This window comes from Mesorhizobium sp. M0500 (genome assembly GCF_040321165.1).
Classification (GTDB): Bacteria; Pseudomonadota; Alphaproteobacteria; order Rhizobiales; family Rhizobiaceae; genus Mesorhizobium.
In genome coordinates this window covers 7,501-33,751 of the sequence record NZ_JAMYRB010000025.1, presented here as the reverse complement: position 1 = coordinate 33,751, position 26,251 = coordinate 7,501, and the positions used below count along the sequence as shown (strand labels likewise).

At 62.8% G+C, this 26,251-nt stretch carries 26 protein-coding genes, 1 tRNA gene and 2 rRNA genes (1 of these 29 cut by a window edge); 15 read left to right on the top strand and 14 right to left on the bottom strand.

Annotated features, from left to right (window positions below; all coding sequences use genetic code 11):
* The first annotated feature begins 50 nt into the window (after positions 1 to 50).
* Genes NKI70_RS28020 through NKI70_RS28005 form a run of 4 tightly spaced genes read left to right on the top strand, consistent with a single transcriptional unit; the run spans position 51 to position 3,346 of the window.
* Positions 51 to 1,220 carry a mandelate racemase/muconate lactonizing enzyme family protein gene (locus NKI70_RS28020; protein ID WP_023675189.1) on the top strand — a complete coding sequence of 390 codons (1,170 nt, stop codon included), beginning with the start codon at positions 51 to 53 and terminating at the stop codon, positions 1,218 to 1,220.
* Position 1,221: 1 nt separating this feature from the next.
* Positions 1,222 to 1,938: a FadR/GntR family transcriptional regulator gene (locus tag NKI70_RS28015; protein WP_292661187.1), complete on the top strand. Its 717-nt coding sequence runs from the start codon at positions 1,222 to 1,224 to the stop codon at positions 1,936 to 1,938.
* 1 nt (position 1,939) lies between these two features.
* On the top strand, positions 1,940 to 2,920 hold the full coding sequence (locus tag NKI70_RS28010) for a hydroxyacid dehydrogenase (RefSeq protein ID WP_352448395.1): 981 nt from the start codon (positions 1,940 to 1,942) through the stop codon (positions 2,918 to 2,920).
* A 42-nt stretch (positions 2,921 to 2,962) separates the two neighbouring features.
* Positions 2,963 to 3,346: a hypothetical protein gene (locus NKI70_RS28005; protein ID WP_352588475.1), complete on the top strand. Its 384-nt coding sequence runs from the start codon at positions 2,963 to 2,965 to the stop codon at positions 3,344 to 3,346.
* 14 nt (positions 3,347 to 3,360) lie between these two features.
* On the opposite strand, the gene NKI70_RS28000 is transcribed toward NKI70_RS28005, so the two are convergent.
* Positions 3,361 to 4,656 (bottom strand): amidase, encoded by a 1,296-nt coding sequence (locus tag NKI70_RS28000; RefSeq protein ID WP_352577409.1) that lies wholly within the window; start codon positions 4,654 to 4,656, stop codon positions 3,361 to 3,363.
* 120 nt (positions 4,657 to 4,776) lie between these two features.
* On the opposite strand from NKI70_RS28000, the gene NKI70_RS27995 reads away from it, so the two are divergent.
* Positions 4,777 to 5,124: a GFA family protein gene (locus tag NKI70_RS27995; RefSeq protein ID WP_352577407.1), complete on the top strand. Its 348-nt coding sequence runs from the start codon at positions 4,777 to 4,779 to the stop codon at positions 5,122 to 5,124.
* Here NKI70_RS27995 and NKI70_RS27990 read toward each other — a convergent pair.
* Positions 5,121 to 6,344: an MFS transporter gene (locus NKI70_RS27990; protein WP_352577405.1), complete on the bottom strand. Its 1,224-nt coding sequence runs from the start codon at positions 6,342 to 6,344 to the stop codon at positions 5,121 to 5,123. The genes NKI70_RS27995 and NKI70_RS27990 overlap by 4 nt on opposite strands.
* A gap of 90 nt (positions 6,345 to 6,434) precedes the next feature.
* Between NKI70_RS27990 and NKI70_RS27985 the strand changes: the two genes are divergently transcribed.
* Positions 6,435 to 7,415 carry an AraC family transcriptional regulator gene (locus NKI70_RS27985; RefSeq protein WP_023675183.1) on the top strand — a complete coding sequence of 327 codons (981 nt, stop codon included), beginning with the start codon at positions 6,435 to 6,437 and terminating at the stop codon, positions 7,413 to 7,415.
* 12 nt (positions 7,416 to 7,427) lie between these two features.
* Here NKI70_RS27985 and NKI70_RS27980 read toward each other — a convergent pair whose 3' ends face one another.
* The 8 genes from NKI70_RS27980 to NKI70_RS27945 form a co-directional block, all read right to left on the bottom strand.
* Positions 7,428 to 7,709: a hypothetical protein gene (locus NKI70_RS27980; protein WP_352448400.1), complete on the bottom strand. Its 282-nt coding sequence runs from the start codon at positions 7,707 to 7,709 to the stop codon at positions 7,428 to 7,430.
* Positions 7,710 to 7,955: 246 nt separating this feature from the next.
* Positions 7,956 to 9,077, bottom strand: coding sequence for an ABC transporter ATP-binding protein (locus NKI70_RS27975; protein WP_352577403.1), 1,122 nt, complete (start codon positions 9,075 to 9,077; stop codon positions 7,956 to 7,958).
* The gene (locus NKI70_RS27970; RefSeq protein WP_352577401.1) at positions 9,077 to 10,180 is read right to left on the bottom strand and encodes an ABC transporter ATP-binding protein; all 1,104 of its coding nucleotides are present in this window, start codon (positions 10,178 to 10,180) and stop codon (positions 9,077 to 9,079) included. Before NKI70_RS27970 ends, NKI70_RS27975 begins: the two co-directional genes overlap by 1 nt.
* On the bottom strand, positions 10,177 to 10,398 hold the full coding sequence (locus NKI70_RS27965; RefSeq protein ID WP_023675179.1) for a hypothetical protein: 222 nt from the start codon (positions 10,396 to 10,398) through the stop codon (positions 10,177 to 10,179). The genes NKI70_RS27970 and NKI70_RS27965 overlap by 4 nt, the downstream gene beginning before the upstream one ends.
* The gene (locus NKI70_RS27960; protein ID WP_352448403.1) at positions 10,395 to 11,354 is read right to left on the bottom strand and encodes a carbohydrate ABC transporter permease; all 960 of its coding nucleotides are present in this window, start codon (positions 11,352 to 11,354) and stop codon (positions 10,395 to 10,397) included. The genes NKI70_RS27965 and NKI70_RS27960 overlap by 4 nt, the downstream gene beginning before the upstream one ends.
* Position 11,355: 1 nt before the next feature.
* A complete protein-coding gene (locus NKI70_RS27955) occupies positions 11,356 to 12,261 on the bottom strand; it encodes a carbohydrate ABC transporter permease (RefSeq protein ID WP_023722315.1) in 906 nt (301 codons plus the stop codon).
* Between the two features lie 74 nt (positions 12,262 to 12,335).
* Positions 12,336 to 13,652: an ABC transporter substrate-binding protein gene (locus tag NKI70_RS27950; protein WP_352448404.1), complete on the bottom strand. Its 1,317-nt coding sequence runs from the start codon at positions 13,650 to 13,652 to the stop codon at positions 12,336 to 12,338.
* A 357-nt stretch (positions 13,653 to 14,009) separates the two neighbouring features.
* Positions 14,010 to 14,705 (bottom strand): TetR/AcrR family transcriptional regulator, encoded by a 696-nt coding sequence (locus tag NKI70_RS27945; RefSeq protein WP_502897736.1) that lies wholly within the window; start codon positions 14,703 to 14,705, stop codon positions 14,010 to 14,012.
* Between the two features lie 109 nt (positions 14,706 to 14,814).
* Between NKI70_RS27945 and NKI70_RS27940 the strand changes: the two genes are divergently transcribed.
* The 3 genes from NKI70_RS27940 to NKI70_RS27930 are packed head-to-tail and all read left to right on the top strand — an operon-like array spanning position 14,815 to position 17,308.
* Positions 14,815 to 16,011, top strand: a complete 1,197-nt coding sequence (locus NKI70_RS27940) for a Tm-1-like ATP-binding domain-containing protein (RefSeq protein WP_352696724.1) — start codon at positions 14,815 to 14,817, stop codon at positions 16,009 to 16,011.
* Positions 16,012 to 16,022: 11 nt separating this feature from the next.
* Complete coding sequence (locus NKI70_RS27935; protein WP_352456829.1) at positions 16,023 to 16,862, top strand: phosphoenolpyruvate hydrolase family protein; 840 nt, start codon at positions 16,023 to 16,025, stop codon at positions 16,860 to 16,862.
* A gap of 26 nt (positions 16,863 to 16,888) precedes the next feature.
* Positions 16,889 to 17,308, top strand: a complete 420-nt coding sequence (locus NKI70_RS27930; RefSeq protein ID WP_352577395.1) for a cupin domain-containing protein — start codon at positions 16,889 to 16,891, stop codon at positions 17,306 to 17,308.
* An 11-nt stretch (positions 17,309 to 17,319) separates the two neighbouring features.
* Here the strand turns inward: NKI70_RS27930 and NKI70_RS27925 are convergent, their stop codons facing one another.
* Positions 17,320 to 18,507, bottom strand: a complete 1,188-nt coding sequence (locus tag NKI70_RS27925; protein ID WP_352577393.1) for a M24 family metallopeptidase — start codon at positions 18,505 to 18,507, stop codon at positions 17,320 to 17,322.
* A 366-nt stretch (positions 18,508 to 18,873) separates the two neighbouring features.
* Between NKI70_RS27925 and NKI70_RS27920 the strand changes: the two genes are divergently transcribed.
* From NKI70_RS27920 to NKI70_RS27895, 6 genes are all read left to right on the top strand, one after another.
* A complete protein-coding gene (locus NKI70_RS27920) occupies positions 18,874 to 20,484 on the top strand; it encodes an ABC transporter substrate-binding protein (protein WP_352620174.1) in 1,611 nt (536 codons plus the stop codon).
* A 287-nt stretch (positions 20,485 to 20,771) separates the two neighbouring features.
* Entirely contained in the window at positions 20,772 to 21,758 is a 987-nt protein-coding gene (locus tag NKI70_RS27915) for an ABC transporter permease (RefSeq protein ID WP_352568295.1), read from the top strand.
* The gene (locus tag NKI70_RS27910; protein ID WP_352568296.1) at positions 21,755 to 22,585 is read left to right on the top strand and encodes an ABC transporter permease; all 831 of its coding nucleotides are present in this window, start codon (positions 21,755 to 21,757) and stop codon (positions 22,583 to 22,585) included. The genes NKI70_RS27915 and NKI70_RS27910 overlap by 4 nt, the downstream gene beginning before the upstream one ends.
* Entirely contained in the window at positions 22,582 to 23,580 is a 999-nt protein-coding gene (locus NKI70_RS27905; RefSeq protein ID WP_352568297.1) for an ABC transporter ATP-binding protein, read from the top strand. The genes NKI70_RS27910 and NKI70_RS27905 overlap by 4 nt, the downstream gene beginning before the upstream one ends.
* Positions 23,577 to 24,368 carry an ATP-binding cassette domain-containing protein gene (locus tag NKI70_RS27900; RefSeq protein WP_352725622.1) on the top strand — a complete coding sequence of 264 codons (792 nt, stop codon included), beginning with the start codon at positions 23,577 to 23,579 and terminating at the stop codon, positions 24,366 to 24,368. The genes NKI70_RS27905 and NKI70_RS27900 overlap by 4 nt, the downstream gene beginning before the upstream one ends.
* Positions 24,365 to 24,871 carry an L-2-amino-thiazoline-4-carboxylic acid hydrolase gene (locus NKI70_RS27895; protein ID WP_352568299.1) on the top strand — a complete coding sequence of 169 codons (507 nt, stop codon included), beginning with the start codon at positions 24,365 to 24,367 and terminating at the stop codon, positions 24,869 to 24,871. Before NKI70_RS27900 ends, NKI70_RS27895 begins: the two co-directional genes overlap by 4 nt.
* Before the next feature lie 250 nt (positions 24,872 to 25,121).
* On the opposite strand, the gene NKI70_RS27890 is transcribed toward NKI70_RS27895, so the two are convergent.
* The 3 genes from NKI70_RS27890 to NKI70_RS27880 form a co-directional block, all read right to left on the bottom strand.
* Positions 25,122 to 25,198, bottom strand: a tRNA-Met gene (locus NKI70_RS27890).
* Between the two features lie 130 nt (positions 25,199 to 25,328).
* Positions 25,329 to 25,443 (bottom strand): 5S ribosomal RNA (gene rrf / locus NKI70_RS27885).
* A 96-nt stretch (positions 25,444 to 25,539) separates the two neighbouring features.
* Positions 25,540 to 26,251, bottom strand: a 23S ribosomal RNA gene (locus tag NKI70_RS27880) (it continues 2,087 nt past the right edge of the window).

The window sequence follows — 26,251 nt, the reverse complement described above, 5'->3', positions numbered from 1 at the left end:
GCCGTTTGGAAAAGCCCTTCCGCCTCACCGCGGCCGGGCCGAGGATGAACATGCGCATCAAGACGGTCCAAGCCTGGTGGGTCCGCATACCGATCGAAGCCGCGAAGCAGCACCGTAGCGACTTCGGTCAGGTGGCGACGTTCGACGCCGCCATCCTGCGCATCGAGACCGACGACGGGCTGGTCGGCTGGGGCGAGGGCAAGAATGCCGCCGGCAGCGCCGGCAGCTACGGCGCCCTTGTCCATTTGCTGAACTACGAGGTCGGCCCGCAGCTGGTCGGCCGCGACCCGGCTGACATCGGCGTCATATGGGAGATGCTCTATAATGGCACGCGCCACGACAGCGCCGCTCGCGCTGGCCACGCCATGCCGCAATTGGCGCGACGCGGCATGAGCATCGCCGCTATCAGCGCCGTCGACATCGCATTGTGGGACATTCTTGGCAAATCGCTCGGCGTTCCGGTCTGGCGGCTGCTCGGCGGCCGCAAGCTGGACCGCATGCCGGCCTATGCTTCCGGCGGCTGGGCCACTGCGGAAGCCATCGGCGACCAGCTGCAGTCCTACATCACCAAGGGCGGTTTCAAGGCGCTGAAGATGCGCGTCGGCGCCATGGACGGCGCCCCACATATCTCGGCCGCTCGCGTCCGTGCCGCCAGACAGGCGCTCGGTCCCGATATCGACCTGATGGTCGACGCGCACGGCACCTACACGGTGGCCGAGGCCAAGCGCTTTATCCATCTCGCCGGCGACCTCGATCTCGCCTGGTTCGAGGAGCCGGTGATCGCCGACGACAAGCCCGGCATGGCCGAGGTGCGCGCCTGCGGTTCGATCCCGATCGCCACCGGCGAAAGCGAGGCGACGCGCTATGCCTTCCGCGACCTCGCCGTGCTCAAATCCGCCGATATATTCCAGCCGGATCCGGCCTTTTGCGGTGGCATCAGCGAGGCGATGAAGATCGGCACCATCGCCAGCGCCTTCAATCTGCGCTTTGCGCCGCATCTTTGGGCCGGCGCGCCCTGCTTCTTTGCCGGGCTGCATGTCTGCGCTGCTTCACCGGCGAGCTTCACCGTCGAATATTCGCTCGGCGCCAACCCGATGATCCACGATCTGATCGAAGAGACTGTCGAAGCAAAGGACGGTATGGTAGCGATCCCTGATAGACCCGGGCTGGGATTCACCATTTCGGAGCGGTTCCTGGAGGCGCACGCGCAACACGGCTGACATGAAAGAAAAGAACCTTCTCGCGGAACTCGCCGCCTATCTGTTCTCCCATTCGGACAAGGAGACGGGCCGCACGCCGTCGGAGCGCGAACTGGCAGAGCATTTCAGCGTCAGCCGCGGCCAGATCCGCGAGGCGCTGGCCATTCTCGAGGCCATGCGCATCGTCGAGCGACGGGCGAAATCCGGCATCTACATCGATACGAAGCAGGCGAGCGTCGAGGCGATGGCGCTGTTCGCCCGCGCCGGCCTGCCGCTCGATCCCGTCCAGATCTACGAGACGGTCGAGTTGCGCAAGATCCACGAGATCAAGGCCGCCGAACTTGCCTGTTCACGCGCCACCGAGGAGAATTTCGAGCGGCTGCGCGAGATCCTGAAGGCCTCCGAGGATCGCATCGCCGCCGGTGAAGGGCTTGCCCGGGAAGACCGCGAGTTCCACCTCGAGATCGTGCGGGCGACCAAGAACAGCGTCTTCCACAATATCTGCAGCGTCTACTACATGATGGGTGAACTGCGCCTGCCGATCTATTTCAACGATCCCGAACGCAGCGTGCGCTCCCATGCCGAGCATATCCAGATCTACGAGGCGCTGCTGCGCCGCGATGGCAACCTCGCCCAGGCGCTGATGAGCGCCCACCTGCAAGGCGCGGAAAGCTACTGGAAGGGGCTGATCGAGGGGCGTGGGGCGGAACCGGAAAGCCCTGCGCTCGAAAAGGCCTGAAATGCCCAAGATCCTGTCAACACACAGACTGCACCCTCGTGCCGCTTCCATGCTGACCGGGGCCGGCGAACTCGTCGTTGCTTCCGCCCTCGATGCGGCCACGCTGGCCGCCGAGGCGAGGAACGCCGATGTCATCATCGTTCGCGCTCCCTTGCCTGCGGCGCTTTTCGAAGGCGCGAAGAAGCTCAGGGCCGCGATCCGCCACGGCGCCGGGCTGGACATGGTACCGATGGAAGCGGCCAATGCGGCCGGCGTGCTGGTGGCGAACGTGCCGGGGGTGAACGCGCGATCTGTCGCCGAATATGTGATGTTCGCGGCGCTGGCGCTGCTTAGGCGCTTCCGTGTGTTGGACCGCGACTTGCGTGCGAAAGGATGGCTGGCGGGCCGCGAACACACGGTGGTGGCCAGCGAGCTAGCGGGCAAGACGATCGGCATTGTCGGCCTCGGCGCGATCGGTCAGGCGGTTGGCCACATCGCCGCCCATGGGTTCGATCTGAATGTGGTGGCGACGACGCGCAGCATGCGGCCGGCGCCGGACAGGGTCGGCTTCCTGTCGATCGATGCACTCATCGAGCAGAGCGACATCATCGTTCTGTGCTGCCCGCTGACGCCCGAAACACGGGGGCTGATCAGCCGCGAGCGCATTGAGCGGATGAAGCCGGATGCGCTGCTGATCAATGTTTCGCGCGGGCCGGTGATCGATGACGACGCGCTGATCGAGGCCTTGCAGAAGGGCCGCATCGGCGGCGCTGCGCTCGATGTTTTTGCTACACAACCGCTACCGCCCAACCATCCTTATTTTGGCTTCGACAACGTCATCGTCACCCCGCACATGGCTGGGATTACCGAGCAGTCGATGATGCGCATGGGCGTCGGCGCGGCTGGCGAAGCCTTGCTGGTGCTGGCCAACAGATTGCCGGTCAATCTGCGCAACCCCGAAGTGGTCGAGCACTACCGGCGGCGGTTCCCTGCCGATTTCTGAAAGCGCCCCAATTTTCCCGAATTCGCCGGCGATGGTGCCGGCATGGCAAGCGTCACAAAATTCCTGCTGACCACCGGCTTCTGCGTGGCGACGGCGCAAGCCTTCGCCAACGGACAGGGTAGCTACGTGTTCTGCGACAACGGCATACGCTGCGTGGCGGCACCCTGTCCATCGAACAGCGCGCTCGACCTCGCTGCTGGGAAGCTCATCAAAGGCGTTTCAATCGACATCGATCGCCTGCCGCAGCAAGACAAGGCGCTCGATCTTTCAGACAAGCTCTATGCCGGCAAGGTCGTTGTTGTCGGCTCGATCGAGAACCGCACCCGGACCTTCAACGGCAAGCGGTACACCCTGCCTTGGCTGGTCGCCACCAGCATCGAACGCGCCGCCAAGGACAGCGAACGCGGCCACTGCTCGTCGCGCTGACACGCGCTATCCGATCAATTTGCAAGCAGCCCCTCCACGCCCGCTGCGATGCGCAGCAGGTGGTGGTCATGGCCATTGCGCGCCACCAGCATCAGCCCGGCCGGACGCGTCATTCCCGGCATCGGCAGCGAGATGGCTGATAGATCGAATTGGTTGGCGACCTGCGTGTTGCGCAGCAGAAGGCCTTCCGTCCTGTTGCACAGAGCCTCGTCGCTGGTCATCGACACGATCGTCGGCGCCGTCACCGGTGTGGTCGGCAGGGCCAGCACGTCGACCGACGCCAGCCGGTCATCCATCGCGGCGGCCAGCGCCGTGCGGCGGCGCATTGCCCTGATATAGACCGTGGCCGGAATGGCGGCGGCGCGCGACAATGGCCCGCTTACCCGCGGGTCGACCGGCCTCGTCGCTCCCATCGCCAGCCAGTCGGCATGGATCTCCGCCCCTTCCATCGCCGCGATCGACGCGCGTTGGGTTGCCACGCGCAGATCGGCAAGCAGGTCGTCGATCGACAGCTCCACAAGCCGTGCGCCGCTAAGCTCTATCTTGCGCAGACACCGGTCGAACGTCGTCGCGACCTCTTCCTGCGTATCATCGAACAGCACGCCGCGCGCAATACCGATGCGCAGGCCGTCCAGCGGCAGCGGCAACAGTGCCGCCAGGTTTTCGCCCGACATCACTGCATCGGCCGCCGCACATTCGGCGACGGTGCGGGCCAGCGGACCGATCGAGTCCAGCGTGGCTGACAGCGGAAACGCACCCGTGAGCGGCACGCGCCGCGCAGTCGGCTTGAAACCGACGACGCCATTCAGCGATGCCGGAATGCGCACCGAACCACCGGTATCGGAACCGATGGAGATTTCGCTGGTGCCTTCGCCCACCGAAACGCCGGCGCCTGAGGAGGAGCCGCCCGGAATACGGCTGGCATCGCTAGCATTGCCGGGCGTGCCATAATGTGGATTGACGCCGATCGCAGTAAAGGCGAACTCGGTCATGTTGGTCTTGCCGAGGATGATTGCACCGGCCTGGCGCAACTGTTGCACGACAATGGCATCCCGCAGCGCCGGCGCTGCGTTGGCGAGCAGCAGAGAGCCCGCCGTGGTCGGCTCGCCGGCGACATCGAACAGATCCTTGATCGAGACGATCGCCCCATCGAGCGGCCCGAGCGTGACGCCGGCTTTTCGCCGCGCATCGGTGGCGTCCGCCGCCGCCCGTGCGGCTTCCGGGTAGAGCTTTACGAAAACCCTCTCATCGTCGACGCGAGCGGCAAGAGGCGAAAGAATTGCTTCGAGGTGATCGCGGGCTGATTGCATTTTTCGGTGTCGGACTCCGCGCGCTTGCAACGTCTTAACGTAGTAGCCAGAAACTGGCCGCAGGAGACATAGCCCGGCACGGTCGGATTTGCACCTGTCGAACCGAAGGAGGAAGGCCCGATGCTCTACCAAGGCAGCTGCCACTGCGGCAAGGTCGCGTTCGAGGTCGAAGGCGAGCTGACCGGAGCCGTTCGGTGCAATTGCTCGATCTGCTCGCGCAAGGGTGCACTGCTATGGGCAGTTCCGCATGAGAGCATGTGGGTGCTTGCCTGGGGCGATGATCTCGGCCGCTACAGCTTCGGCAACCATGTCATCGCCCACCGCTTCTGCCGCAGCTGCGGCATTCACCCCTTCGCCGAGGATATCGGCGAAGGGAGCGGGCGAAGTGCCTATATCAATATTAATTGCATCGAGGCGTTGGACGTCGCCGCCGTGCCGGTCTTCGACTTCGACGGCCGTTCCGTTTAGGCCTTGGGGTCGTCGATCGGCTTGGGGCCAAGGAAGAACGCCGCCAGTGCCGCAAGCAACGTCGCCGCCGCGCAATAGGCGAAGGCGGTGGCAACGCCGGTATTGTCGACCAGCAGGCCGCCGAAGACGGCGCCCAACGCGATGGCGACCTGGAACGTCATAACCATGAGCCCACCGGCGCTTTCCGCCTGATCGGGGGCGGCCCGCACCAGCCAGGTCTGCAGCCCGACTGGGACGGCGCCGAAGGCAAAGCCCCAGCTGCCCACTGCTATTGCAGCCACGACGGGTGAACCTCCGACCACCAGCAGCAGGAGCGCCGAAAACGCGATCAGCAGGGGCGCCAGGCTGATGGCTGCCTTGAGGCTGCGTTCGGCAATGAAGCCGCCGGCAAAATTGCCGAAGAAGCCACCAATGCCGTAGGCGAGCAGCACAAGCGAGATCGTCTCGATGTCCAGCGCGGGCACCTTCTCGAGAAACGGGCGGACATAGGTGAAGCCGGCAAAATGTCCCGAGGCGACCAGCAGCACCACCAGCAGTGCCACCCTGATCATCGGCCGCTTCATCACCTCCAGCAGCGTGCGAAAACCTGCCGTACCTGCAGGCGGCAGCTTCGGAATGGTAGCCACCTGCACCAGCAGCGCCAGCGCACCGACCACGGCGGCGATCATGAACGCCGTCCGCCAGCCCCAGATGTCGCCGACATAGGCGCCGACCGGAGCCGCGCAGACCGTCGCCACCGAAACGCCGGTGAGAATGATCGACATGGCGCGCGGCATCAGCCGCATTGGGACAAGCCGCATCGCCATGGCCGCCGACATCGACCAGAAGCCGCCGAGACTGATCCCGAGCATGATGCGGGCGATCAGAAGAACAGGAAGCGACGACGCAAACGCGGCCACCAGGTTTGACAGCACAAGCAGCACAGTCAGCGCCAACATGACCAGCCTGCGGTCCAGCCGCTTGGTGACAATAGCCATGGTCGGCGCCGCAATCGCGCCAATGACGGCCGTCGCCGTTACCGCCTGCCCGGCGGCGCCTTCGGTGATGCCGAGATCCTGCGCAAGCGGCGTCAGCAGGCTGGCCGGCAGAAATTCTGCGGTCACCAGGCCGAAGACTCCGAGCGCCAGGGAAACCACCGCCCCCCATGCGGGCTCGGATCGTTCGCCGGTTTCCGATGGATCGAGAACGGCGTCCATGACGCCTGTCGCGGGTTCGGTCATGAGGGATCTCCGGTCTGTTGCAGCGCAGCATTTGGCTGCAATGCAACATAAGGAGTGACTAGCTGGAGTTTCCATGCTAGAAACACCATTATGTTTGACCGTTCGTCCAAAATTCCAATCACCGGCGATCCGCTGACAGACATATTGCGCGGATTGCGTCTCGAAGGCGTCGATTACGGCCGTTGCGAGATGAAGGAACCCTGGGGCATCCATTTTCCGGCTCAGGCGGCGGCACGGTTTCATTTCATCGGCCGCAAAGGCTGCTGGTTGCTGCAGCCGTCCGGTGAATGGGTCGAGCTCAAGGCGGGCGACGCGGTATTGTTGCCGCGCGGCTCAGCCCACACGCTGGCGAGCGAGCCGGGTATCGAGGCGGCGCCGATCCACGGCTATGAGGTCGAGGAAATCTGCAAGGGTGTCTATTGCATGTCGAATGACGGCATGCCCGGCTGCCGTCCGGGGACCTTGCTGTTTTTCGGCAGCATGTATTTCAATCTCGATGGCTTGCACCCCTTGCTCGGCATGATGCCGGACGTGATGCGCGCACATGAGTTGGAGGCCTATGAGCCAGGTATCCCGCATTTGCTGGAAGCGATGGCCCGCGAGGTGACGATGGAGCGCGTCGGCTCCGGCGGCATCTTGGCGCGGCTGGCCGATGTGCTCGCCGCGACCGTCATCCGCTCATGGGTCGAGCGCGGCTGCGGCGACTCTTCCGGTTGGATTGCGGCGGTCAGGGACCGCGAGATCGGCCGGGTGCTGGCCGCGATCCATCTGGAACCGAACCGCGACTGGACGGTGGAGGCTCTGGCGAAGATGATGGGTGCCTCGCGATCAGGTTTCGCCGAGCGCTTCGCAACCATTGTCGGCGAAACACCGGCAAAGTACGTCACGCAGGTGCGGATGCACCAGGCGAGGCAATGGCTGGTCCGCGACCGGCTCAAGATTTCCGTCGTCGCGGCTCGTCTCGGCTACGAATCCGACGCCTCCTTCAGCCGCGCCTTCAAACGGGTCATCGGATCGCCGCCCAGCCATTTCCGGGCCGAGGAACAGGCGGAGATCCGCCAGGCCGGCTAAACGTTGGCCGGCTTATTGCTCGGTAATGCAGGCCGAGCCGGCGCTGCTCTTGCAATATTTGCCGGAGGCCCCGCACCTGCCATCCGAGACTTCCACGACGGTGCCGCTCAACAACAGCTTGCAGTCGCTGGTGGACAGATTGACCGTGCCGTTGAGGTCCTTGATCTTCTTGGCGTCGACCTTCGCGCCGGCGACAACTTTCTTGGCTGCCTGCGCCTCGCCCAGATGCGCCGCCGACAATCCCATACCGGCGACGAGCAGGATCGTCGCAAAACTGCGGAACAGATTTCCCATAGCCAACCCTCCATTTTGGGCCTCCAAATTGGGCTTGCAAAGCCCGTTTGGGACCAAAGGATCAGCCTATTCGACAAATCGGAGCATCCGCATCCCCCGTACGGGGGATGACGGGAAGACTCGAGCATTTCGCAGCCAAGTGGAATCACGTGGCGTCGCACAAATGCGGCTAAAACACATGGATAGAGCGGGATGCACGGTTCACTTTGAACGCATCCCGCTCTAGCGCAGTAAAGACGCTTGTACTTAGCCGGCGTGACGCAGGCTTATTCCGCTGCCCTTGTCGAACAGCACCACCTTGTCCGGGTTCCAGGCAAAGCGCACCGGCTGCTCTATCTGGACGTCGGTCCTGGCAGGCACGGTGGCGCGCAGCATGGCGTCGCCGACCCGCAGCGTCAGGATCTTCTCGACGCCATGGTTCTCGACGTCATGGACCCGCGCCTCGACCGGCGCGCCGGTCTCGAGATAGACGTCCTCGGGACGAATACCGAAGACGAGCGGGCGACCGTCGGTCGCCGCGCCCGTCTTTAGCCCCCACGAAGTCTTGGTACCCCCCGAAGTCTTGGCACCCCCCGCAAACGGCAATTCGAAATTGAGCGGCGCCATCACCGCACGTCCGTTGACGAGCTTGCCGTCGATGAGGTTCATCGGCGGCGAGCCGACGAAGCTTGCCACGTAGGTGTCGCGCGGATTGTTATAGATCTCGTACGGCGTGCCGGTCTGGACGATGCGGCCATGGTTGAGCACGCCGACCTTGTCACCCATCGACATCGCCTCGATCTGATCATGCGTCACGAACAGGAAGGTGGCGCCAAGCTGCATCTGCAGGTTCTTCAATTCGGTGCGCAGCGCCTCGCGCAATTTGGCGTCGAGCGCCGACAACGGCTCGTCCATCAGGAATACCCGCGGCTTGCGCACGATGGCGCGACCGATCGAGACGCGCTGCATCTCGCCGCCTGAAAGCCTGTCGGTCTTGCGGTCGAGCAGATGCTCGATCCTCAGCGTCCTGGCCGCGCGGTCGACACGATCCTTGATCTCGGCATCGGGCAGCCGGCGGATCTTCGGCTTCAGCGGAAATTCGAGGTTCTGGCGTACCGTATAGCGCGGGTACAGCGAATATTGCTGCAGCACCAGCGCCACGTCACGCTCGGCCGCGCCCCAGTCGGCGACATCGACGCCGTCGATGAAGACCTGGCCTTCGCTCGGTTTTTCCAGGCCGGCAATCATGCGCAGCGTCGTCGTCTTGCCGGCGCCGGTCTCGCCAAGCAGGACGAAGAACTCGCCATCGGCGATGTCGAGATCGAGCCCGGTCAAGGCGGTGTGGTTGCCGAATTTCTTCGAGATGTTCTTGAGTTGGATGTGGGCCATCAGAGTCTCACTCCCAGCGATTTGCCGCTCGCCGTGTCGAAGAAATGCGCCTGGCTGGGATCGATTCTGACGAAGACCCTTTCGCCGGGGCCGCTGATGAAGCCGCTCTTGGTGCGCGCACGCAGCATCTTGGAGCCGACCTTGAGGTCGACGATGTCGAAAGACCCGAGCGGCTCGACGATCTGCGTCTCCACCGGCAAGAATCCCTCGGCGGCTTCGCGGCGGACGAGGACGCCTTCCGGCCGGATGCCGAGCGCGAGTTGGCTGCCGGCATGGCCGTTGAGCTTCGACAGCAAGGCGCGCGGGAATTCGAAACCGGCGGCCGCATCGCCGACGGTGACCGAGGCCGATGAGGCTTTCTCGGTCACCGAAGTGTCGGCGACGTTCATCACCGGGCTGCCTACAAATTGCGCGACGAAAAGATTCGCCGGATGCGAATAGACCTCGTCCGGTGAGCCGACCTGCTGCAGCACACCTTCATGCATGATGACGATGCGGTCGGCGAGGCTCATCGCCTCGATCTGGTCGTGGGTGACGTAGATGCTGGTCGAGCCCTGCTTGATGTGCAGCCGCTTGATCTCGGCCCGCATCTCCTCGCGCAGCTTGGCATCGAGCGCCCCGATCGGCTCGTCCATCAGCATCGCCTTCGGCCGCCGCACCAAGGCTCGGCCGATCGCCACGCGCTGCATGTCGCCGCCCGACAGCGCCGACGGTTTCTTGGCGAGGAGATCGCTGATCTGCAGCGTCTTGGCGACCGAGCGCACCTCGCTGTCGATCTCGGCCTTGCTCTTGCGCGTCGCCCTGAGCGGAAAGGCGATGTTCTCATAGACGCTCATATGCGGATAGAGCGAGAACGACTGGAAGACCATGGCGATATCGCGATCGGCGGCCTTGAGGTGCTGGACCGGCTTACCGTCGATGAGGATGTCGCCGCCGTCGATCGTCTCCAGCCCGGCAATCGCCCTGAGCGTCGTCGTCTTCCCGCAGCCCGACTGGCCGAGCAGCACGATGAACTCGTTGTCGTTGATCTTCAGGTTGAGGTCCTTGATGACCTGGACGGCGCCGAAATATTTCTGGACGCCTCGAAGCTCGATCTGGGTCAATGCTGTGCCCCCGGATTTGCCCCTTGCCCGGTGCCGGCCTTCTCCTCCGGCGCGATCTTGGAGGTGATGTTGAAGCCGATCAGGCCGATCAGGATGATGGTCACGCCATAGCTGTGCAGCAGCATGTTCCACGGCTGGCAGAGCGCGATGATACCGAGCACCATCAGCACCTGGCTGCCCGGTTCGAGATATTTCTGGTTGATGTCGCGAAAGCTCATTTGCGGATCGCTCCAAACGACATGCCGCGCAACAGGTGGTTGCGGAGCAGGAAGGTGAAGATCGCGACCGGCAGCAGGAACAGGAAGGTTCCGGCGGCAATCACCGTCCAGTCCGGCAGGCCGGAACCGATCTGGCTGGGGATGAAGGGCGGTGCTGTCTGGGCACGGCGGCTGGTCATGATCAGTGCGAAGGCATATTCGTTCCACGCCGTGATAAAGCAGAACACGGCGGTGGCGGCGATGCCGGTGGCGGCCTCGGGCAGCACGATCTTGAAGAAGGCCTCCATGCGCGTATAGCCGTCGACGAGGGCCGCCTCCTCATACTCCTTGGGGATCTCGTCCATGAAGCCCTTCATCAGCCACACCGAGAAGGACAGGTTGAAGGCGGTGTAAAGGATGATCAGGCCGATATGGGAATCGTTGAGGCCGACCGCCCGGTACATCAGGAACATCGGAATGGCGACGACCACCGGCGGCAGCATGCGTGTCGACAGGATGAAGAACAGTAGGTCCGCCTCGCCTTTTACCTTGAAGCGCGAGAACCCATAGGCGGTGAAGGTGCCCATGCCGACGGCCAGGACGGTCGAGGTTATGGCAACGATCAGTGAGTTCATGAAACGGCTCGGATAGCCCGACCACTGCACCTGGCCCTTGCCGTCGCGCACGATCTTTTCGCCTCCATTGAAGACGACGCGCTCCCACCACGGCGCAGCCGCGTACTCCTCCGGCGACGGCGGGCTGCGCAGCTGCGAACGCTTGGTGAACAACTTGACGAAGGGCGATATCTCCGGCTGGAAAACCACCGTCGGCGGAATGGTGGTGGCGAGGTTGCGCGGCTTGAACGCCGTCGAGGCGATCCAGTAGATCGGCGCCAGGAAGATGATCGTCACCAGCAGGACAGCGACGATGGCGACCCGGTTGAAGGTGATTTCGGAAGAAGTGCGGACTGCGGCCATCTCAGCGCTCCTTCACCTTGTTGAGGTATTTGACATAGATGTTGGTGATCGCCAGCACCATGATCAGCACGATGTAGGCGAGCGCGCAGGAACGCCCGGTCTGCCATTCCTGGAACGCCATCTTGTAGAGCCGGATCGAGATCAGCTCGGCCGTCGGCTGGCTGGTCAGGATGTAGGCGAGGTCGAAGGTCTTGAACGCCTCCATGGTGCGGAAGATGACCGCGATCATCAGGATCGGCGCAACAAGCGGCAGCGTTATGCGGAAGAAGGTGTAGAACGGCCCGGCCCTGTCGATCGCGGCTGCCTCGTAGAGATGCTTGGGCACGGCCGACAGGCCGGCCAGCGACAACAGCATGACGAAGGGCGACCACATCCAGATGTCGGTCAGCGCGACCGCATAGAGCGCCATTTTCGGATCCGACAGCCATTCGAAGGTGCCGAGGCCCAGCGCATAATTGATGATGCCGAAGGACGGATCGTAGAGCAGCTTCCAGAACAGGCCGACGACGGCCATCGACAGCATCATCGGCAACAACAGGAGCGTCGTCAGCAGGCCCTTGAGCGGAATGTCGCGATTGAGCAGCATGGCCACGCCGAAGCCGACGAGCAGCTGGCCGGCGACCGAGATGATGACGTATTTTGCGGTAATGGCGAAGTTGGACCAGACATAGGGATCGCTGAGCAGGTCGCGATAATTTTGCAGCCCGACGAAATTCGCCGCCGCGCTGGTCGAGGCGCGGAAATCGGTGAACGAATAGCCCAGCGAATAGATCAGCGGGAAGATGTTGAAGACGATCAGAAACAGGATCGTCGGGATGATGAAGAGATTGCGGATCGAAATGTCGCTTAGACCGCGAGCGGCGGCCCGCGAGGACCTGTCCAGCGTGGTGATCATCGTGGTCGCCAAGACTCTGCTCCCGGTTCAAAAATCAGAAAAAGAAACGGAGGAGGCACGAACGCCCCCTCCGTGAAACTTCATACTTATTGGCCGCGGCCGTATTTCTTGAAGGTCGCGTTCCAGTCGGCTGCCAGTGCGTCCAGCGTCTCCTTGGCGGTGCCTTCGCCGCCGATCATGTAAGGATAGATGCGCTGGTTAAGCTGCTGCAGCAGTTCCGCGTATTCCGGAACCGCCCAGAAGTCCTTGACCTTGAACATGGTCTCGTAGAACGCCTTGTTGTAGGGCGTGGCGTTCTGGAATTCGGGCGACTTGAGCACGGCGGCACTGCAGGTGTAGCCGCCAAGCGCTGCCCATTTCTTCTGGGTCTCGTCCTTGATGAACCATTCCAGGAACTTCGTCGCCTCTTCCTGCTTCTGCGAGTAGGAAACGATGGAGATGCCCTGACCGCCGAGTGCGGCGAACTGGTCGCCGCCAGGTCCGGCTGGATTGGCGAAGAAGCCGGTGTTCTTGGCGTTCGGGTTCGACGCCTCGTTGATCAACGAGGGGAAGAACGCGAAGTAGTTCATGCTCATCGCGGCCAGGTTTTCAGTGATCGCCTGGTTGTCCTCGACGAAGAACGACTTGGCCCAGCCCGGAGGCGTGAACTTGTAGAGTTCCTTGTAGGCGTCGAGCGCCGCGATCGCCTTGTCGGAGTTGATGAAGCCATCGACCTTGTAGGTCTTATAGTCACCCAGCTCGCCGCCGAAGGAGAACAGCGCGTTTTCGAAGCCCATCGCCATCGCGTCATAGGAATTGTCGGTGTAGATGGCGATGCCGTATTTTTTCTGGTCCGGCCGGTAGAAGAATTCGGCGATGTCGCGTAGCGCCTTGAAATCCTTCGGCACGTCGAGATCGTAGCCATACTTGGCCTTGAAGGCTTCCTTTTCCTTGGGGTCTTCGAACCAGTCCTTGCGATAGGACCAGCCGACGGCGTCGCCTTCGAGCGGAATGGCCCAGTACTTGCTGCTGCCGCCCGGATATTCGGCATAGTATTTCACCGTGGCCGGTGCCATCACTTCACCGACCTTGTGCTTGTTGAAGAAGTCGGTCAGGTCGACATAGTGGCCACCGGTCGAGCCAGCACCAAGCCATTGCGAGTCGCCGACGACCATATCGTAGGCGTCGCCATGGGCGTTGAACTCCGTGAAGGCCTTGGTCTGGAAGTCGGGCCACGGTGTGGTTTCCACCGTGATCTTGACGCCGGTTTCCTTCTCGTACTCGTTGCCGAGTTCCTGCAGGTAATTGGCCGGATCCCATTCCGCCCAGAAGATTGTAAGTTCCTTTTCCTGCGCGTAGACGGACGTTCCGCAGGCGAGCACTAGGCCGATACCAGCAAGCAAGCTGGTCATTGTCTTGCGCATAATGATTTCCTCCCTTGTGCGCATTCTACCGTTCATGAGAACCGGCATCGAGGCCGGCCCTGGTAGTCCTCCCGTGACGGCACCGTTTCGGTCTGTGAGCCTCCTCGCTCGACCGAAACGGATCTCAGCCTTCACCTTTGATCCGCTTTATTTGTCCTGATCTGGTATTACCAATTTAAGAGGAACGTCAAGCCCTTTCTTGGACGGTGGCGGACACGCAGACAAGTTGGCTTCTGCGATATCTGCCTGTTTTCCCTGAATTTTCCTACTCCTTGATACATGAATGCCTTACTTGGGCCGCTGCATCGCTAGTAGCATGAATAGCCAGGTTGAAAATCTGGTCGAACCAGATTGGCGTCATCTCACGGCGGTCGTCGGCGCGATCCCATCTCCTTCAATCATCGATTCGGTCATAGCCGCGCGCACAAGAGCGCCGGCCGCCCATTGCGCAACCGACATCATACTGCGGCTATCCAATCCCCATATATCCTTCAATACGATCAGCACCTCAACACCGAAGATCAATGACAGCGCCTGCGCGAGCCGCTTGAATTCGCGCGGCGGCAACCGGCCTTTGAGTGGCGCGATCGCATCTTTCAAAAGATCGACGCGATGGCCGCGCGTGAAGGCAGGTTCGCCGTCAAGCGTGCCTGCCTGTCGCTGCGCCCACTGGTCGAGCGACAGTTTCAGCGCCGCCTTGAACGTCGCTTCGAAGACCTCGATGCGCGGCATGGCGGTCTCGAACAGGTCGGCGACCCGGCGCTCGGGATCGGCAGAGCTCGATTTCCACGTAAGGATCGGCCCAAGCCCCTCATCGACCACCGCCTGCACCAACGCCGCTTGGCTCGGAAAATACCGATAGGCGGTGGCGCGCGAGACCTCCGCTGCCTCCGCCACCTCGCTGACGGAGGGCGTGGCGCCCGCCTGCATCAGCTTTGTCGCCGTCTCAAGCATGAGACGCCTGGTGCGCGCGCGGGCCCCGCGCTCTACTTGGGGGTTCGGCCCTTGGCTGGCATCGTCGTCCATTGCCGCTTGTTGACGTGAGACATTCATGTCAATACGATACGCGTGTCTCAAAAAATTGCAATGGCCCTTCGCGCCGTCGAAGGGCCGGGCAAAAAGGGGCGGCAGCGCCGAGCACGCCCAAGACCGGGGAAACGCGATGAAGCGCATCTATGTGGTGGGCACCGCCGACACCAAGGGCGAGGAACTCGCATTTCTGGCCGATGCGGTCGCGGCTACCGGCGCTTCGATTGCCCGTGTCGACATCGGAACACGCGGCGCGACCGTGCCGGTCGATGTTTCGGCAGACGAGGTCGCCAGCCACCATTCCGAGGGTCGCAATGCCGTGCTCGGCGTCGACGATCGCGGCACCGCGGTGGCGGCGATGGCTGCCGCCTTTGCCCGGTTTGTCCAGTCGCGCAGCGATATTGCCGGGATTATCGGAATTGGCGGCGGTGGCGGCACCTCGATCATCACCGCAGGCATGCGCACGCTGCCGCTCGGTCTGCCCAAGATCATGGTTTCGACGTTGGCCTCGGGTGACACCGCGCCTTACGTCGACGTCTCCGACATCGTCATGATGCCGTCGGTGACCGACATGGCCGGCCTCAACCGGCTTTCGCGTGTCGTGCTGCACAACGCCGCCCAGGCGATATCAGGCATGGCGACAAAGCCGGCGCCGCCGCCCGAGGGCAAACCGTCGCTCGGCCTCACCATGTTCGGCGTCACCACGCCATGCGTGACCGCGATCGCCGATGAGCTTCGTTCGACTTATGACTGCATGGTCTTTCATGCCACCGGCACCGGCGGCCGCACCATGGAAAAATTGGCCGACAGCGGCCTGTTGTCAGGCGTCATCGACATCACAACGACCGAAGTCTGCGACTTGGTGCTTGGCGGCGTGCTGCCGGCGACCGAAGATCGCTTTGGCGCCATCGCCCGCACCGGGCTGCCTTATGTCGGCTCGGTCGGCGCGCTCGACATGGTCAATTTCTGGGCGCCGCCGACAATTCCGGAACGCTATCGCGGCCGGCTGTTCTATGAGCACAATCCAAACGTCACACTGATGCGCACCACTGCCGACGAAAGCAGAACGATCGGCGAATGGATCGGTACAAGGCTGAGCCTCTGCCAGGGTCCGGTTCTTTTCCTCATTCCGGAGAAAGGCGTGTCGGCGCTCGACATTGAAGGCGGCGCCTTCTTCGACCCTGAAGCCGATGCCGCTTTGTTCGAGGCGATCGAGCGTACCATCAAACCCGCCAAAACGCGGCGCGTGCTGCGCCTGCCGCTTCATATCAACGACCCCGAATTCGCCTGGGCTGCCACAACGGCCTTCCTCGACATCGCCAGACAGTGAGACACCAAGACATGGCCGCCATACCGCGCAAGAAAATCCTGGAGAAATTCCGCAAGATGATCGCGGACGGCGTGCCGATCGTCGGCGGCGGTGCCGGCACCGGCCTGTCGGCCAAGGCAGAGGAAGCCGGCGGCATCGACCTGATCATCATCTACAATTCCGGCCGCTACCGCATGGCCGGGCGCGGCTCGGCCGCCGGCCTGCTCGCCTATGGCAACGCCAACGAGATCGTCAAGGAAATGGCCTACGAAGTGCTGCCGGTAGTGAAGAAGACGCCGGTGCTGGCCGGCGTCAACGGCACCGATCCCTTCGTCATCATGCCGCTGCTTTTGGCCGAGTTGAAGACGATGGGCTTTTCCGGTGTGCAGAACTTTCCGACCATCGGACTGTTCGACGGCCAGATGCGGCAGAGTTTTGAAGAAACCGGCATGGGCTTCGGGCTCGAGGTCGACATGATCGCCGAGGCTCACAAACTCGACCTGTTGACCACGCCCTATGTCTTCAACCCAGACGAGGCGCGCGCCATGACAACAGCTGGCGCCGACATCGTCGTCGCCCATATGGGGGTGACCACCGGCGGCTCGATTGGCGCGACATCGGCTAAATCGCTGGACGACTGTGTGAGCGAGATCGACGCCATCGCCAAAGCGGCACGCTCAGTGCGCGAGGATATGATCCTGCTTTGCCATGGCGGGCCGATCTCGATGCCGGACGACGCCAGATATATTCTCGAGCGCTGCAAGGGCCTGCACGGGTTCTATGGCGCCAGTTCGATGGAGCGGCTGCCGGCGGAAGCCTCGATCGCCAGGCAGACGGCGGATTTCAAGGCCGTCACGTTCGGCGCTGCGTAGAGACCAGCAAAAAGAAAGGTGGGACGATGACCGACAACAGCAAGGTATTCGTATATCCAAAAGACGTCAGCGCCTTCGGCTTCGACTGGGGCAGGCTGTCGCTGACGGTCGCTCCCGAAGTGAACGGCGCAAAGCGATTTTCCGGTGGTGTCGTCGACCTACCGTCAGGCAAAGGCCATACGCGTCATAACCATCCGGGTGCGGAGGAGATCATCTTTGTCATCTCAGGCAATGGCGAGCAGATGGTCGAAGACGAGAAAGGCAACCCGGTCGTCGAGAAAGTCGGCCCCGGCTGCACCATCTATGTGCCGGAAAGCCGCTTCCACTCGACGCTCAATACCGGCGACGGGCCGATGCAGCTTTTCGTCGTCTATTCGCCGGCCGGGCCGGAACTGGCGTTGCGCGACCTGCCGGATTTCAGGCTGCTGCCGCCGGGCGGGAAGTGAGATAGAAGCGCCTAACCCCCGCCCCTGTTCCAGCCCCGGCCCCGATCGCCGAACATGACGTAACCGGCATCGGTCACCGCCACCGTGTCCTCCAGCTTGATGAAGCCGCGCGTCGGGTGGAGCATGGTCGTCTCGACCGAAAGCACCATGTTCTTCTCCAGCGGCTTTGCGGCATAGGTGCCTTCATAGGTCACCGGATGGTTGGTCATCAGGAACGGCGCTTCATGCGTGATCAGCCCCATGCCATGCGCGAAGAAATCAGTATAGGCCGCAACCTTGGATTTCTTCAGAACGCCTTCGGCACGAGAAATCATGTCACCGCCCAGCGTGCCCGCCTTGACCTTGGAGAAGGCCGCCTGCTGCACTGTCTCAATCTCGGCCAGCAGATCCTCGAGTTCGGCGTCAGGGTCGCCCAGCACGCCCATGCGGCAAAGATCGCCGATATAGCCGTGGTAGTTGCCGCCGGAATCGATCGACATCACCTCGCCCTTCCTCCACGCCTGCGGCGAGGCGGCGCGGTTGTGGCTGGAGCCTAGCGTCAACAGGCAATATTCGAAATGCGCGCCGCGATTGGTCTCCTCGCGCCTGAGCTGTTCGATGATCTCGCTCTTGGTCGTGCCTTCGCGTGCCCAGCCGATGGTCGCCAGCATGGAATCGGTGATCAGCTCCGAAGCGATGCGCAGCTTTTCCAGCTCCGCCTCGGTTTTGATTGCCCGCATGCGCTCCAGCATATCAGTCGCATCGATCAGCTTGGCATCCGGCAGCGCGTTGCGGATCAGCATATAGGCGTCGGACGGCAGGAAGGCGGGCTCGATGCCGATGCGGGCATTGCCCTTGCCGATCTTTCGCAAATGCTCGACCGCCAGATTGGCGGCATCGAGCGTACCCCAGCAGGCGGCATGCAGTGTCGGCGTCCAGAACGGATGATTCTGGTGCTCGCCGCCTTCCATGCGGTTGCCGATATAGGCGGCATGCTCCGGCCCACCTTTCTCATAGACGACGACAGGCAGATAACGGCTGTGGCCGATTGCATCCATGGCGGCGAAGAAGATGAACTTGTAGCCGCCAAGCAGATATTGCGTGTTGTGCTTGGAGGTGGCGAGCAGCACGTCGATGCCGGCCTCCTCCATCAGCCCGTCCACCCTGGCCTGGTCGAACGGCACGCTGCCGACGGCATTCTTGCCTGGGGCAATGTTCATGTCTCTCTCCCTGAAATCCCTTAGCCGGCCGCTCGCCGGCACCGGCTTTTCCGGCTCTGAACCTCGGCTATGCTTAAATCTGCATCATTTTGCCCGATCTGGTCCAGCCAGAACGGGCGAACCAGCCCCAAAAGCTGCTCCACCTGCTGCACTTTACTCCAGTCTGGTCCTGCTAGAACCGCGCGTCGAATCGTTTTCTGTACAACTGGTCCAGCGGACGGAAATTTCAAAGCCACGTAGAGATGCGCCAATTCCGTCTTTGGCGAAACCCCGCACAAGGCCCATAATCAGCTTTGCAGGATGCTTACGAGCGTCCGAGGGGTACGGCGGACCCGGCCGGGTCCGCGGAGAGGACGGAGTTCGATCATGCCAGAGTTCACCATTTCCAGACGTACAATGCTGGCCGGTTCGGCATTGCTGTTGGCCTCCACCGCCATGCCGACGATCGGCTCGGCGCAGACGCCGAGAAAGGGCGGACGACTGGTTGTCGCCGCCGATTCCGAGCCGCGCAATCTCAATCCGGCGATTGTCGCCTCGAACGGCGTCTTCTTCATTTCGAGCAAGATCGTGGAAACCTTGGCCGAGGCCTCCTTCGGCGGCAAGGACGGGCTCGATCCGCGCCTGGCGCTCAGCTGGGAAGGTGCCGCCGACGGCCTGTCGGTGACGTTCAAACTGCGCGAGGGCGTCAAATGGCATGATGGGAAGCCATTCACCTCAGCCGATGTCGCCTTCTCGGCGCTGCAGGTCTGGAAGCCGCTGCAGAATCTCGGCCGCACCGTGTTCAAGGATCTGGAGGCGGTCGACACGCCGGACGAAGCCACCGCCGTGTTCAAATTCGCCAAGCCGACACCGTTCCAGCTGATCCACAACGCCTTGCCGGCGCTGAGCAGCGTGGTGCCCAAGCACATCTACGAGACCGGAAAGATCGAGGACAACCCGGCCAACAACGCCCCGGTCGGCACCGGACCGTTCAAATTTGCCGAACACAAGCCCGGCGAATATTACCGGCTGGAGAAGAACACCGACTATTGGGGCAAGGACGAGCCCTATCTCGACGAGATCATCTATCAGGTGCTGCCGGACCGCACGTCGGCGGCCAGCGCCCTGGAAGCCGAAGAGATCCAGCTCGCCGCCTTCTCCGCCGTGCCCCTGGCCGATCTCGACCGCATCTCCAAAGTGCCCGGTCTCAAGGTGATCACCAAGGGTTATGAAGGGCTGACCTACCAGCTCGTCGTCGAGATCAATCATCGCCGCAAGGAGCTGGCCGACCTGAAAGTACGCCAGGCGATCGCTCACGCCATCGACAAGGATTTCGTCGTCAAGACGGTATTCCTTGGCTATGCCGCCACCGCCACTGGCCCGGTGCCGAAAAACGACCCGCAATTCTACACCGCCGACGTGCCGACCTACGCCTTCGACGTCGCCAAGGCCAACGCCTTGCTTGACGAGGCCGGCTACAGCCGGGGCGATGACGGCAAGCGCTTTTCACTGAGATTGCTGCCGGCGCCTTACTTCAACGAAACCAAGCAGTTCGGCGACTATCTGCGCCAGGCGCTCGCCGCCATCGGCATCGACGCCCAGCTGGTCAACAACGACTCTGCCGCGCACATCAAGGCGGTTTACACCGACCACGCCTTCGACCTTGCGGTCGGGCCGCCGGTGTTCCGCGGCGATCCGGCGATCTCGACCACCATCCTGGTGCAGAGCGGTATTCCCGACGGCGTGCCCTTCTCCAACCAGGGTGGCTACAAGAATGCCGATCTCGACGCCCTGATCGCCAAGGCATCGGAGACGCTCGACACCGCCGCCCGCACCGAACTCTACAAGGAGTTCCAGAGAAAAGTTGCCGCCGACCTGCCACTGATCAACGTCGCCGAATGGAGTTTCATCAGCGTCGCCCGCGATACGGTCAACAACATCGCCAACAACCCGCGCTGGGCGGTATCGAACTGGGCGGACACTTGGCTGGAGGGGTAAGGAAGTCTCTTCAGACTTGCGCGCCGCTTGTGTGGGTGCTCAGCTTCAGCGATGAGAGCTTTTTCGCGCCCCCCTCTGTCCTGCCCTCTTTGCCACCACTTGGCATCTCCCCCACGAGCGGGGAGATCGGCTGTCATTGTCGCTTTTGCCAATCTCCAGCGTTGCAAGACGGCCGGCAACGCCGAAACTGCCAATCTCCCTCCTTGTGGGGGAGATGTCCGGCAGGACAGAGGGGGGCGCCGTAGAGCGCGGCACCGAAGACTTGGCTCTCCTATCGGCGTTGCGCCATGACCCGCGCCGTCATCCTCCTTCGCCGCCGTCTCGTCGGCAGCATCTTCGTGCTGCTGATTGTCGTCATTGGCACCTTCCTGCTGCTCGAAGCCGCTCCCGGCGACGCGGTCGATGCCTATATCGTCTCGACCGGCGGCGACGCCGGCATGATCGAGCTGTTGCGTCACCGCTGGGGGCTCGACCAGTCTGAGCTGACGCGGCTGGCCAATTACCTTTGGGCGCTGCTGCATCTCGACCTTGGCCAGTCGGTCACCTTTTCGCGGCCGATCCGCGAAGTCGTCCTCGAGCGCCTGCCCAACACGCTTCTGTTGATGGGGAGCGCCACCGCGCTCTCCTTCGGCCTCGGCTCGGCGCTCGGCATCTATGCCGGCGCCAGACCCGGCAGCTTCCGTGATCGTTTCCTGTCCATCGGCTCGCTGGCGCTCTATGCCGTGCCGGGCTTCTGGCTCGGGCTTGTGCTGATCATTGTCTTCGCCGTCGACCTGCGCTGGTTTCCGATCGGCGGCATCGAGAGTATCGTCTCGGCCAGGACCGGCCTCGATCGCGCCGCCGATATCGCCCGCCATCTCGTCCTGCCGGTTTCGGCGCTCGGCTTCATTTATCTCGCGCTCTATCTGCGCATGACGCGCGCCGGCATGGCCGAGGTGTGGCGACAGGACTTTGTGCTGGCCGCCCGTGCCAGGGGACTTTCCCGCCGTCGCATCGTGCTCGCTCACGTCGCCCGTAACGCGCTGTTGCCGCTGGTCACCATGCTCGGCCTGCAATCCGCGCAGATGTTGGGCGGCAGCGTCGTGATCGAGAGCGTCTTTTCCGTCCCCGGCCTCGGCCGACTGGCGCAGGAAGCGGTGGCCGCGCGGGATACCCCACTACTGCTCGGCATTATTCTCACCAGCGCTGTCCTGGTCGTCATCATCAACGTTCTCGTCGACATCGCCTACGTCTTCCTCGATCCGCGCGTCGGCGCCAGTGAGGCCAGCGCATGAGTCCGCTTGCCCGCTTCCTGCGCACGCCGGAGGCTGTCGCCGGCGCGGTCATCCTGGCGGCGCTGTTTGCCATGGTTTTTGCCGCGCCTTTGTTCTTTCCCGGCGATCCGCAGGCGATTGCCGGACCGGCATTGCTGCCGCCCTTCCAGGATTGGTCGCTGCCGCTCGGCACCGACCGGCTCGGCCGCGACGTGCTAGCCGAGCTTCTCCACGGCGCCCGCACCTCGCTGGCGGTCGGGCTGGCAGCAGCAGCCGTCGCCCTTGCCGTCGGCGCCATAATCGGCACGTTGGCCGGTTTTGCTGGCGGCGTTGTCGACGAGATGCTGATGCGCATCGCCGACGCGTTCCAGACCGTGCCAGCCTTCCTGCTGGCTTTGGCTTTCGTGAGCATTGTCGGGCCGTCGCTCGGCGTCGTCGTCGCGGCGATCGCGCTTGGCGCCTGGACCGGACCGGCACGCGTGGCGCGGGCCGAAGTGCTGTCGATCCGCGAGCGCGATTTTGTTGCCGGCGCCCGCGTCATCGGCATGCATCCGTTGGAGATCGCCTTTCGGGAGGTGCTCCCCAATGCGCTGCCGCCGGTAATGGCTTTGTCGTCGGTGATCGTCGCCGCGGCGATTCTCACCGAAGCGGCATTGTCCTTTCTCGGCCTCGGCGATCCCAACCGGGTTACCTGGGGCGGCATGATCGCCGAAGGCCGCGCCGTGCTGCGCACCGCGCCCTTCCTGTCGATCATTCCGGGCGTAGCGCTCGTGCTCACCGTGCTCGGCGTCTATCTCGCCGGCGAAGGCGTCGTCGAGACCACGGCGATGAGGAGGAGCCTGTCGTGACGGCGCTTGCTTCGATCCGCAATCTGACGGTGACCTATCGCCGTGACGGCGCCGAGGTAGCGGCGCTGAAGAATGTCGGCTTCGACATCACCGCCGGCGAGCGCTTTGCCATCATCGGTGAAAGCGGTTCGGGCAAGAGCACGCTGGCGCTGGCCATTGCCGACCTGCTGCCGGCCACCGCCAGGATCGAAGGCCGCATCGATTGGCTCTTGCGCCCGCCACCAATGTTTGGTGCCAAGGCACCCCCCTCTGTCCTGCCGGACATCTCCCCCTCAAGGGGGGAGATCGGCAGTTCCGCAGCCGGTTCCTTTCCGCCAGCTTCGGTGATTGGCGAAGGCAGAGATGAAAGTGCAATCTCCCCCCTTGAGGGGGAGATGTCCGGCAGGACAGAGGGGGGTGCGACGGGACGCCAACCTGCAAGCCTTCGCGACCATGCTCCAATCGGTGGCCGTGACATCGGCTTCATTTTCCAGGACCCATCCGCAAGTCTCGACCCGGTGATGCCAATCGGCAAGCAGATCGCGGAAGTCGCGTGCACTCATCTCAGCCTCAGTTGGCGAGACGCCTATGCCAAGGCAAAAACCCTGCTCGAGCGCGTCCGCCTGCCCGATCCGGACGCTGCCCTCTGCGCCTTCCCGCACCAGCTCTCCGGCGGCCAGAAGCAGCGTGTGGCGATCGCCGCGGCGATTGCTGCCGGTCCGAAACTGCTGATCGCCGACGAGGCGACCAGCGCGCTGGATACGATCGTGCAGGCCGAGATCGTCGGGCTGATCCGGCGACTGGTGGCCGAGGACGGTATGACGCTGCTGTTCATCAGCCACGACATTGCGCTGGCCGCTGAGCTTGCGGAGCGCATCGCGGTGTTCCGGCATGGCGAGCTGCTCGAGCTCGGTTCGACAGCCCAAATCGTCAATGCGCCGCGTCACGCATACACTCGTGTGCTGCTTGACGCTCATCTCGGCCTCGACGCCGAGCCGCTGTTGCGGCGAACATGACCGACCCGCTGCTCGCCGTTTCCGGCCTGACCAAACGATACAGTCGCGGCGGCAAGATCATCGCCGCGGTCGACGACGTTTCCTTCCACATCGACCCCGGCGAGACGCTGGCGCTAGCCGGACCTTCCGGCAGCGGCAAGTCGACGATAGCTCGTCTAGTGCTCCGGCTCATCGAATTCGATACCGGCCGTATCGAATTTGAAGGCAGCGATTTCCTGTCGCTGAACGGCGCTGCCTTGCGCGGCCGGCGCGCCCGTCTTCAGATGGTGTTTCAGGATCCGCTCGCCGCCTTGAACCCACGCGCCACAGTCGCGCGTGTGCTCGACGACCCCTTGCGCATCCATCACATTGCCTCTGGCCCCGAGCGCCCGCGCCGTATTGCAGCTCTGCTGGAACGCGTCGGCCTCAGCCCCGGTCTCGCCGGCCGCGCCATTCACGAAATTTCCGGCGGTCAGCGCCAGCGCGTTGCAATCGCCCGCGCCATCGCCACGAAACCGTCGCTGGTCGTGCTCGACGAGGCCGTGTCGGCGCTCGACGTTTCGGTTCGTGCGCAGATCCTGCAACTGCTGCTCGACCTTCAACGCGAGGAGCGCATCGCCTATCTATTCATTTCGCACGATCTCGGCGTCGTCCGTGCCATCGCCCACCGCATGGCCATTCTGGACGCCGGGCGGATTGCCGAGAGCGGCGATGCCCGCACCGTCATCGACGTGCCGCAATCCGCGATCGGCAAGGCGCTGGTAGCGGCAGCGCCAAGACTGTCAAGGCTCGAACAGGACGCATCATGACCGACGCCGAAGCCCGAGCCGAAAAACTGTCGCGCGAACTCGATTCCGCCTTCCGCAACCGCGCCGATCTCTATCGTCTGTTCCTCGACGAGCTAACCGCGGAGTTGGGCGCGGAAAAAGCCGAGGCGATTATGATCCGTATAATCGAACAACGCGGCAAGGAGGTTGCGGCGGCGGCCTTTGCCGATTTCGGCCCGAACGATGCACCGGCGATCGGCGAGGCGTTCCTGGCCGTCAGCCCGGATGGCGGCCGCATGTATCCGACCGACGTCGAACGCAGCCAAGGCCGCATCGCCTTCAAGGTCAAGCGCTGTCCGCTGAAGGACGCCTGGGTCGAAGCCGGCGTCGGCGACGAGAAGCTCGCCACGCTCTGCCGAATCGCCGGCGCCTTCGACCGCGGCCTGTTCGAGGCCACCGGAGTGCGCTTCGACAACGTCACCTGGACGCCGGGCCACGGTTCCGGCTGCTGCCACATCGCCTTGACCAACCGGGATGCCGGCTAGAGCTGCATCCATGCAGCACATTCAGGTGCCGGCAGGACGTGGAACTTCGTCGCGGCGCGCGAGCTTCGGTGTTTGGCAGCACGCCCCAAAACAAAAAAACCCCGGCGCTGTAAGGCTACCGGGGTTTTTGCGGGGGCTGGACCTGCCTTGGTGTCTCGCTGTGTCTGCTTCGTGCGAGTCCCTGACGGGGATCGAACCAATCGGCCAGCAAAACGAAAACGGCCCGCACAAGGCGGGCCGTTTTCGAATTTGGTTGCGGGGACAGGATTTGAACCTGTGACCTTCAGGTTATGAGCCTGACGAGCTACCGGGCTGCTCCACCCCGCGTCAACCCTAGAAGTAAGCCTTGGCTCACTGGATTCAAGCTTCCGCCAAATGAAAAGGCCGCTTGCGCGGCCCGATATCCCGTTGGCGGGCCTGTTCGTAAGGAGAAGATTAAACAACGTGCGCTTGGCAGACCTGGCAGCGACCTACTCTCCCGCGTCTTGAGACGAAGTACCATCAGCGCTGGAGCGTTTCACGGCCGAGTTCGGAATGGGATCGGGTGCAGCCGCTCCGCCATAACCACCAGGTCGGCAAAACGCACGTTGCTCGAGAAGCTGTTTTCTGTGCCATCCATCTCGGCGCAATCCAAGGATTGTCACCAGAAATGGGCATTAGGAATGAGAACGATCAAGCCGATCGAACTATTAGTACCGGTAAGCTTCAAGCGTTGCCGCTCTTCCACACCCGGCCTATCAACGTGGTCGTCTTCCACGGTTCTCAGGGAATACTCGTTTTAAGGTGGGTTTCCCGCTTAGATGCCTTCAGCGGTTATCCCGTCCGGATATAGCTACCCTGCTATGCGGCTGGCGCCACAACAGGTCCACCAGAGATCCGTCCATCCCGGTCCTCTCGTACTAGGGACAGATCCTTTCAATATTCCTACACCCACGGCAGATAGGGACCGAACTGTCTCACGACGTTCTGAACCCAACTCACGTACCGCTTTAAATGGCGAACAGCCATACCCTTGGGACCTGCTCCAGCCCCAGGATGCGATGAGTCGACATCGAGGTGCCAAACAACCCCGTCGATATGGACTCTTGGGGGTCATCAGCCTGTTATCCCCGGCGTACCTTTTATCCGTTGAGCGATGGCCCTTCCACGCGGGACCACCGGATCACTATGACCGACTTTCGTCTCTGCTCGACTTGTCAGTCTCGCAGTCAGGCAGGCTTATGCCATTGCACTCAGCGAACGATTTCCGACCGTTCTGAGCCCACCATCGCGCGCCTCCGTTACTCTTTAGGAGGCGACCGCCCCAGTCAAACTACCCACCATACATTGTCCCGGACCCGGATAACGGGCCGCGGTTAGACATCCATAGTGATAAGGGTG

What these genes read in the sequence shown, in the direction of transcription:
- NKI70_RS28020 (WP_023675189.1), top strand. Translation starts at nt 51, where the DNA reads ATGCGCATCAAGACGGTCCAAGCCTGGTGGGTCCGCATACCGATCGAA.
- NKI70_RS28015 (WP_292661187.1), top strand. Translation starts at nt 1,222, where the DNA reads ATGAAAGAAAAGAACCTTCTCGCGGAACTCGCCGCCTATCTGTTCTCC.
- NKI70_RS28010 (WP_352448395.1), top strand. Translation starts at nt 1,940, where the DNA reads ATGCCCAAGATCCTGTCAACACACAGACTGCACCCTCGTGCCGCTTCC.
- NKI70_RS28005 (WP_352588475.1), top strand. Translation starts at nt 2,963, where the DNA reads ATGGCAAGCGTCACAAAATTCCTGCTGACCACCGGCTTCTGCGTGGCG.
- NKI70_RS28000 (WP_352577409.1), bottom strand. Translation starts at nt 4,656, where the DNA reads ATGCAATCAGCCCGCGATCACCTCGAAGCAATTCTTTCGCCTCTTGCC.
- NKI70_RS27995 (WP_352577407.1), top strand. Translation starts at nt 4,777, where the DNA reads ATGCTCTACCAAGGCAGCTGCCACTGCGGCAAGGTCGCGTTCGAGGTC.
- NKI70_RS27990 (WP_352577405.1), bottom strand. Translation starts at nt 6,344, where the DNA reads ATGACCGAACCCGCGACAGGCGTCATGGACGCCGTTCTCGATCCATCG.
- NKI70_RS27985 (WP_023675183.1), top strand. Translation starts at nt 6,435, where the DNA reads ATGTTTGACCGTTCGTCCAAAATTCCAATCACCGGCGATCCGCTGACA.
- NKI70_RS27980 (WP_352448400.1), bottom strand. Translation starts at nt 7,709, where the DNA reads ATGGGAAATCTGTTCCGCAGTTTTGCGACGATCCTGCTCGTCGCCGGT.
- NKI70_RS27975 (WP_352577403.1), bottom strand. Translation starts at nt 9,077, where the DNA reads ATGGCCCACATCCAACTCAAGAACATCTCGAAGAAATTCGGCAACCAC.
- NKI70_RS27965 (WP_023675179.1), bottom strand. Translation starts at nt 10,398, where the DNA reads ATGAGCTTTCGCGACATCAACCAGAAATATCTCGAACCGGGCAGCCAG.
- NKI70_RS27960 (WP_352448403.1), bottom strand. Translation starts at nt 11,354, where the DNA reads ATGGCCGCAGTCCGCACTTCTTCCGAAATCACCTTCAACCGGGTCGCC.
- NKI70_RS27950 (WP_352448404.1), bottom strand. Translation starts at nt 13,652, where the DNA reads ATGCGCAAGACAATGACCAGCTTGCTTGCTGGTATCGGCCTAGTGCTC.
- NKI70_RS27945 (WP_502897736.1), bottom strand. Translation starts at nt 14,705, where the DNA reads ATGAATGTCTCACGTCAACAAGCGGCAATGGACGACGATGCCAGCCAA.
- NKI70_RS27940 (WP_352696724.1), top strand. Translation starts at nt 14,815, where the DNA reads ATGAAGCGCATCTATGTGGTGGGCACCGCCGACACCAAGGGCGAGGAA.
- NKI70_RS27935 (WP_352456829.1), top strand. Translation starts at nt 16,023, where the DNA reads ATGGCCGCCATACCGCGCAAGAAAATCCTGGAGAAATTCCGCAAGATG.
- NKI70_RS27930 (WP_352577395.1), top strand. Translation starts at nt 16,889, where the DNA reads ATGACCGACAACAGCAAGGTATTCGTATATCCAAAAGACGTCAGCGCC.
- NKI70_RS27925 (WP_352577393.1), bottom strand. Translation starts at nt 18,507, where the DNA reads ATGAACATTGCCCCAGGCAAGAATGCCGTCGGCAGCGTGCCGTTCGAC.
- NKI70_RS27920 (WP_352620174.1), top strand. Translation starts at nt 18,874, where the DNA reads ATGCCAGAGTTCACCATTTCCAGACGTACAATGCTGGCCGGTTCGGCA.
- NKI70_RS27915 (WP_352568295.1), top strand. Translation starts at nt 20,772, where the DNA reads ATGACCCGCGCCGTCATCCTCCTTCGCCGCCGTCTCGTCGGCAGCATC.
- NKI70_RS27910 (WP_352568296.1), top strand. Translation starts at nt 21,755, where the DNA reads ATGAGTCCGCTTGCCCGCTTCCTGCGCACGCCGGAGGCTGTCGCCGGC.
- NKI70_RS27900 (WP_352725622.1), top strand. Translation starts at nt 23,577, where the DNA reads ATGACCGACCCGCTGCTCGCCGTTTCCGGCCTGACCAAACGATACAGT.
- NKI70_RS27895 (WP_352568299.1), top strand. Translation starts at nt 24,365, where the DNA reads ATGACCGACGCCGAAGCCCGAGCCGAAAAACTGTCGCGCGAACTCGAT.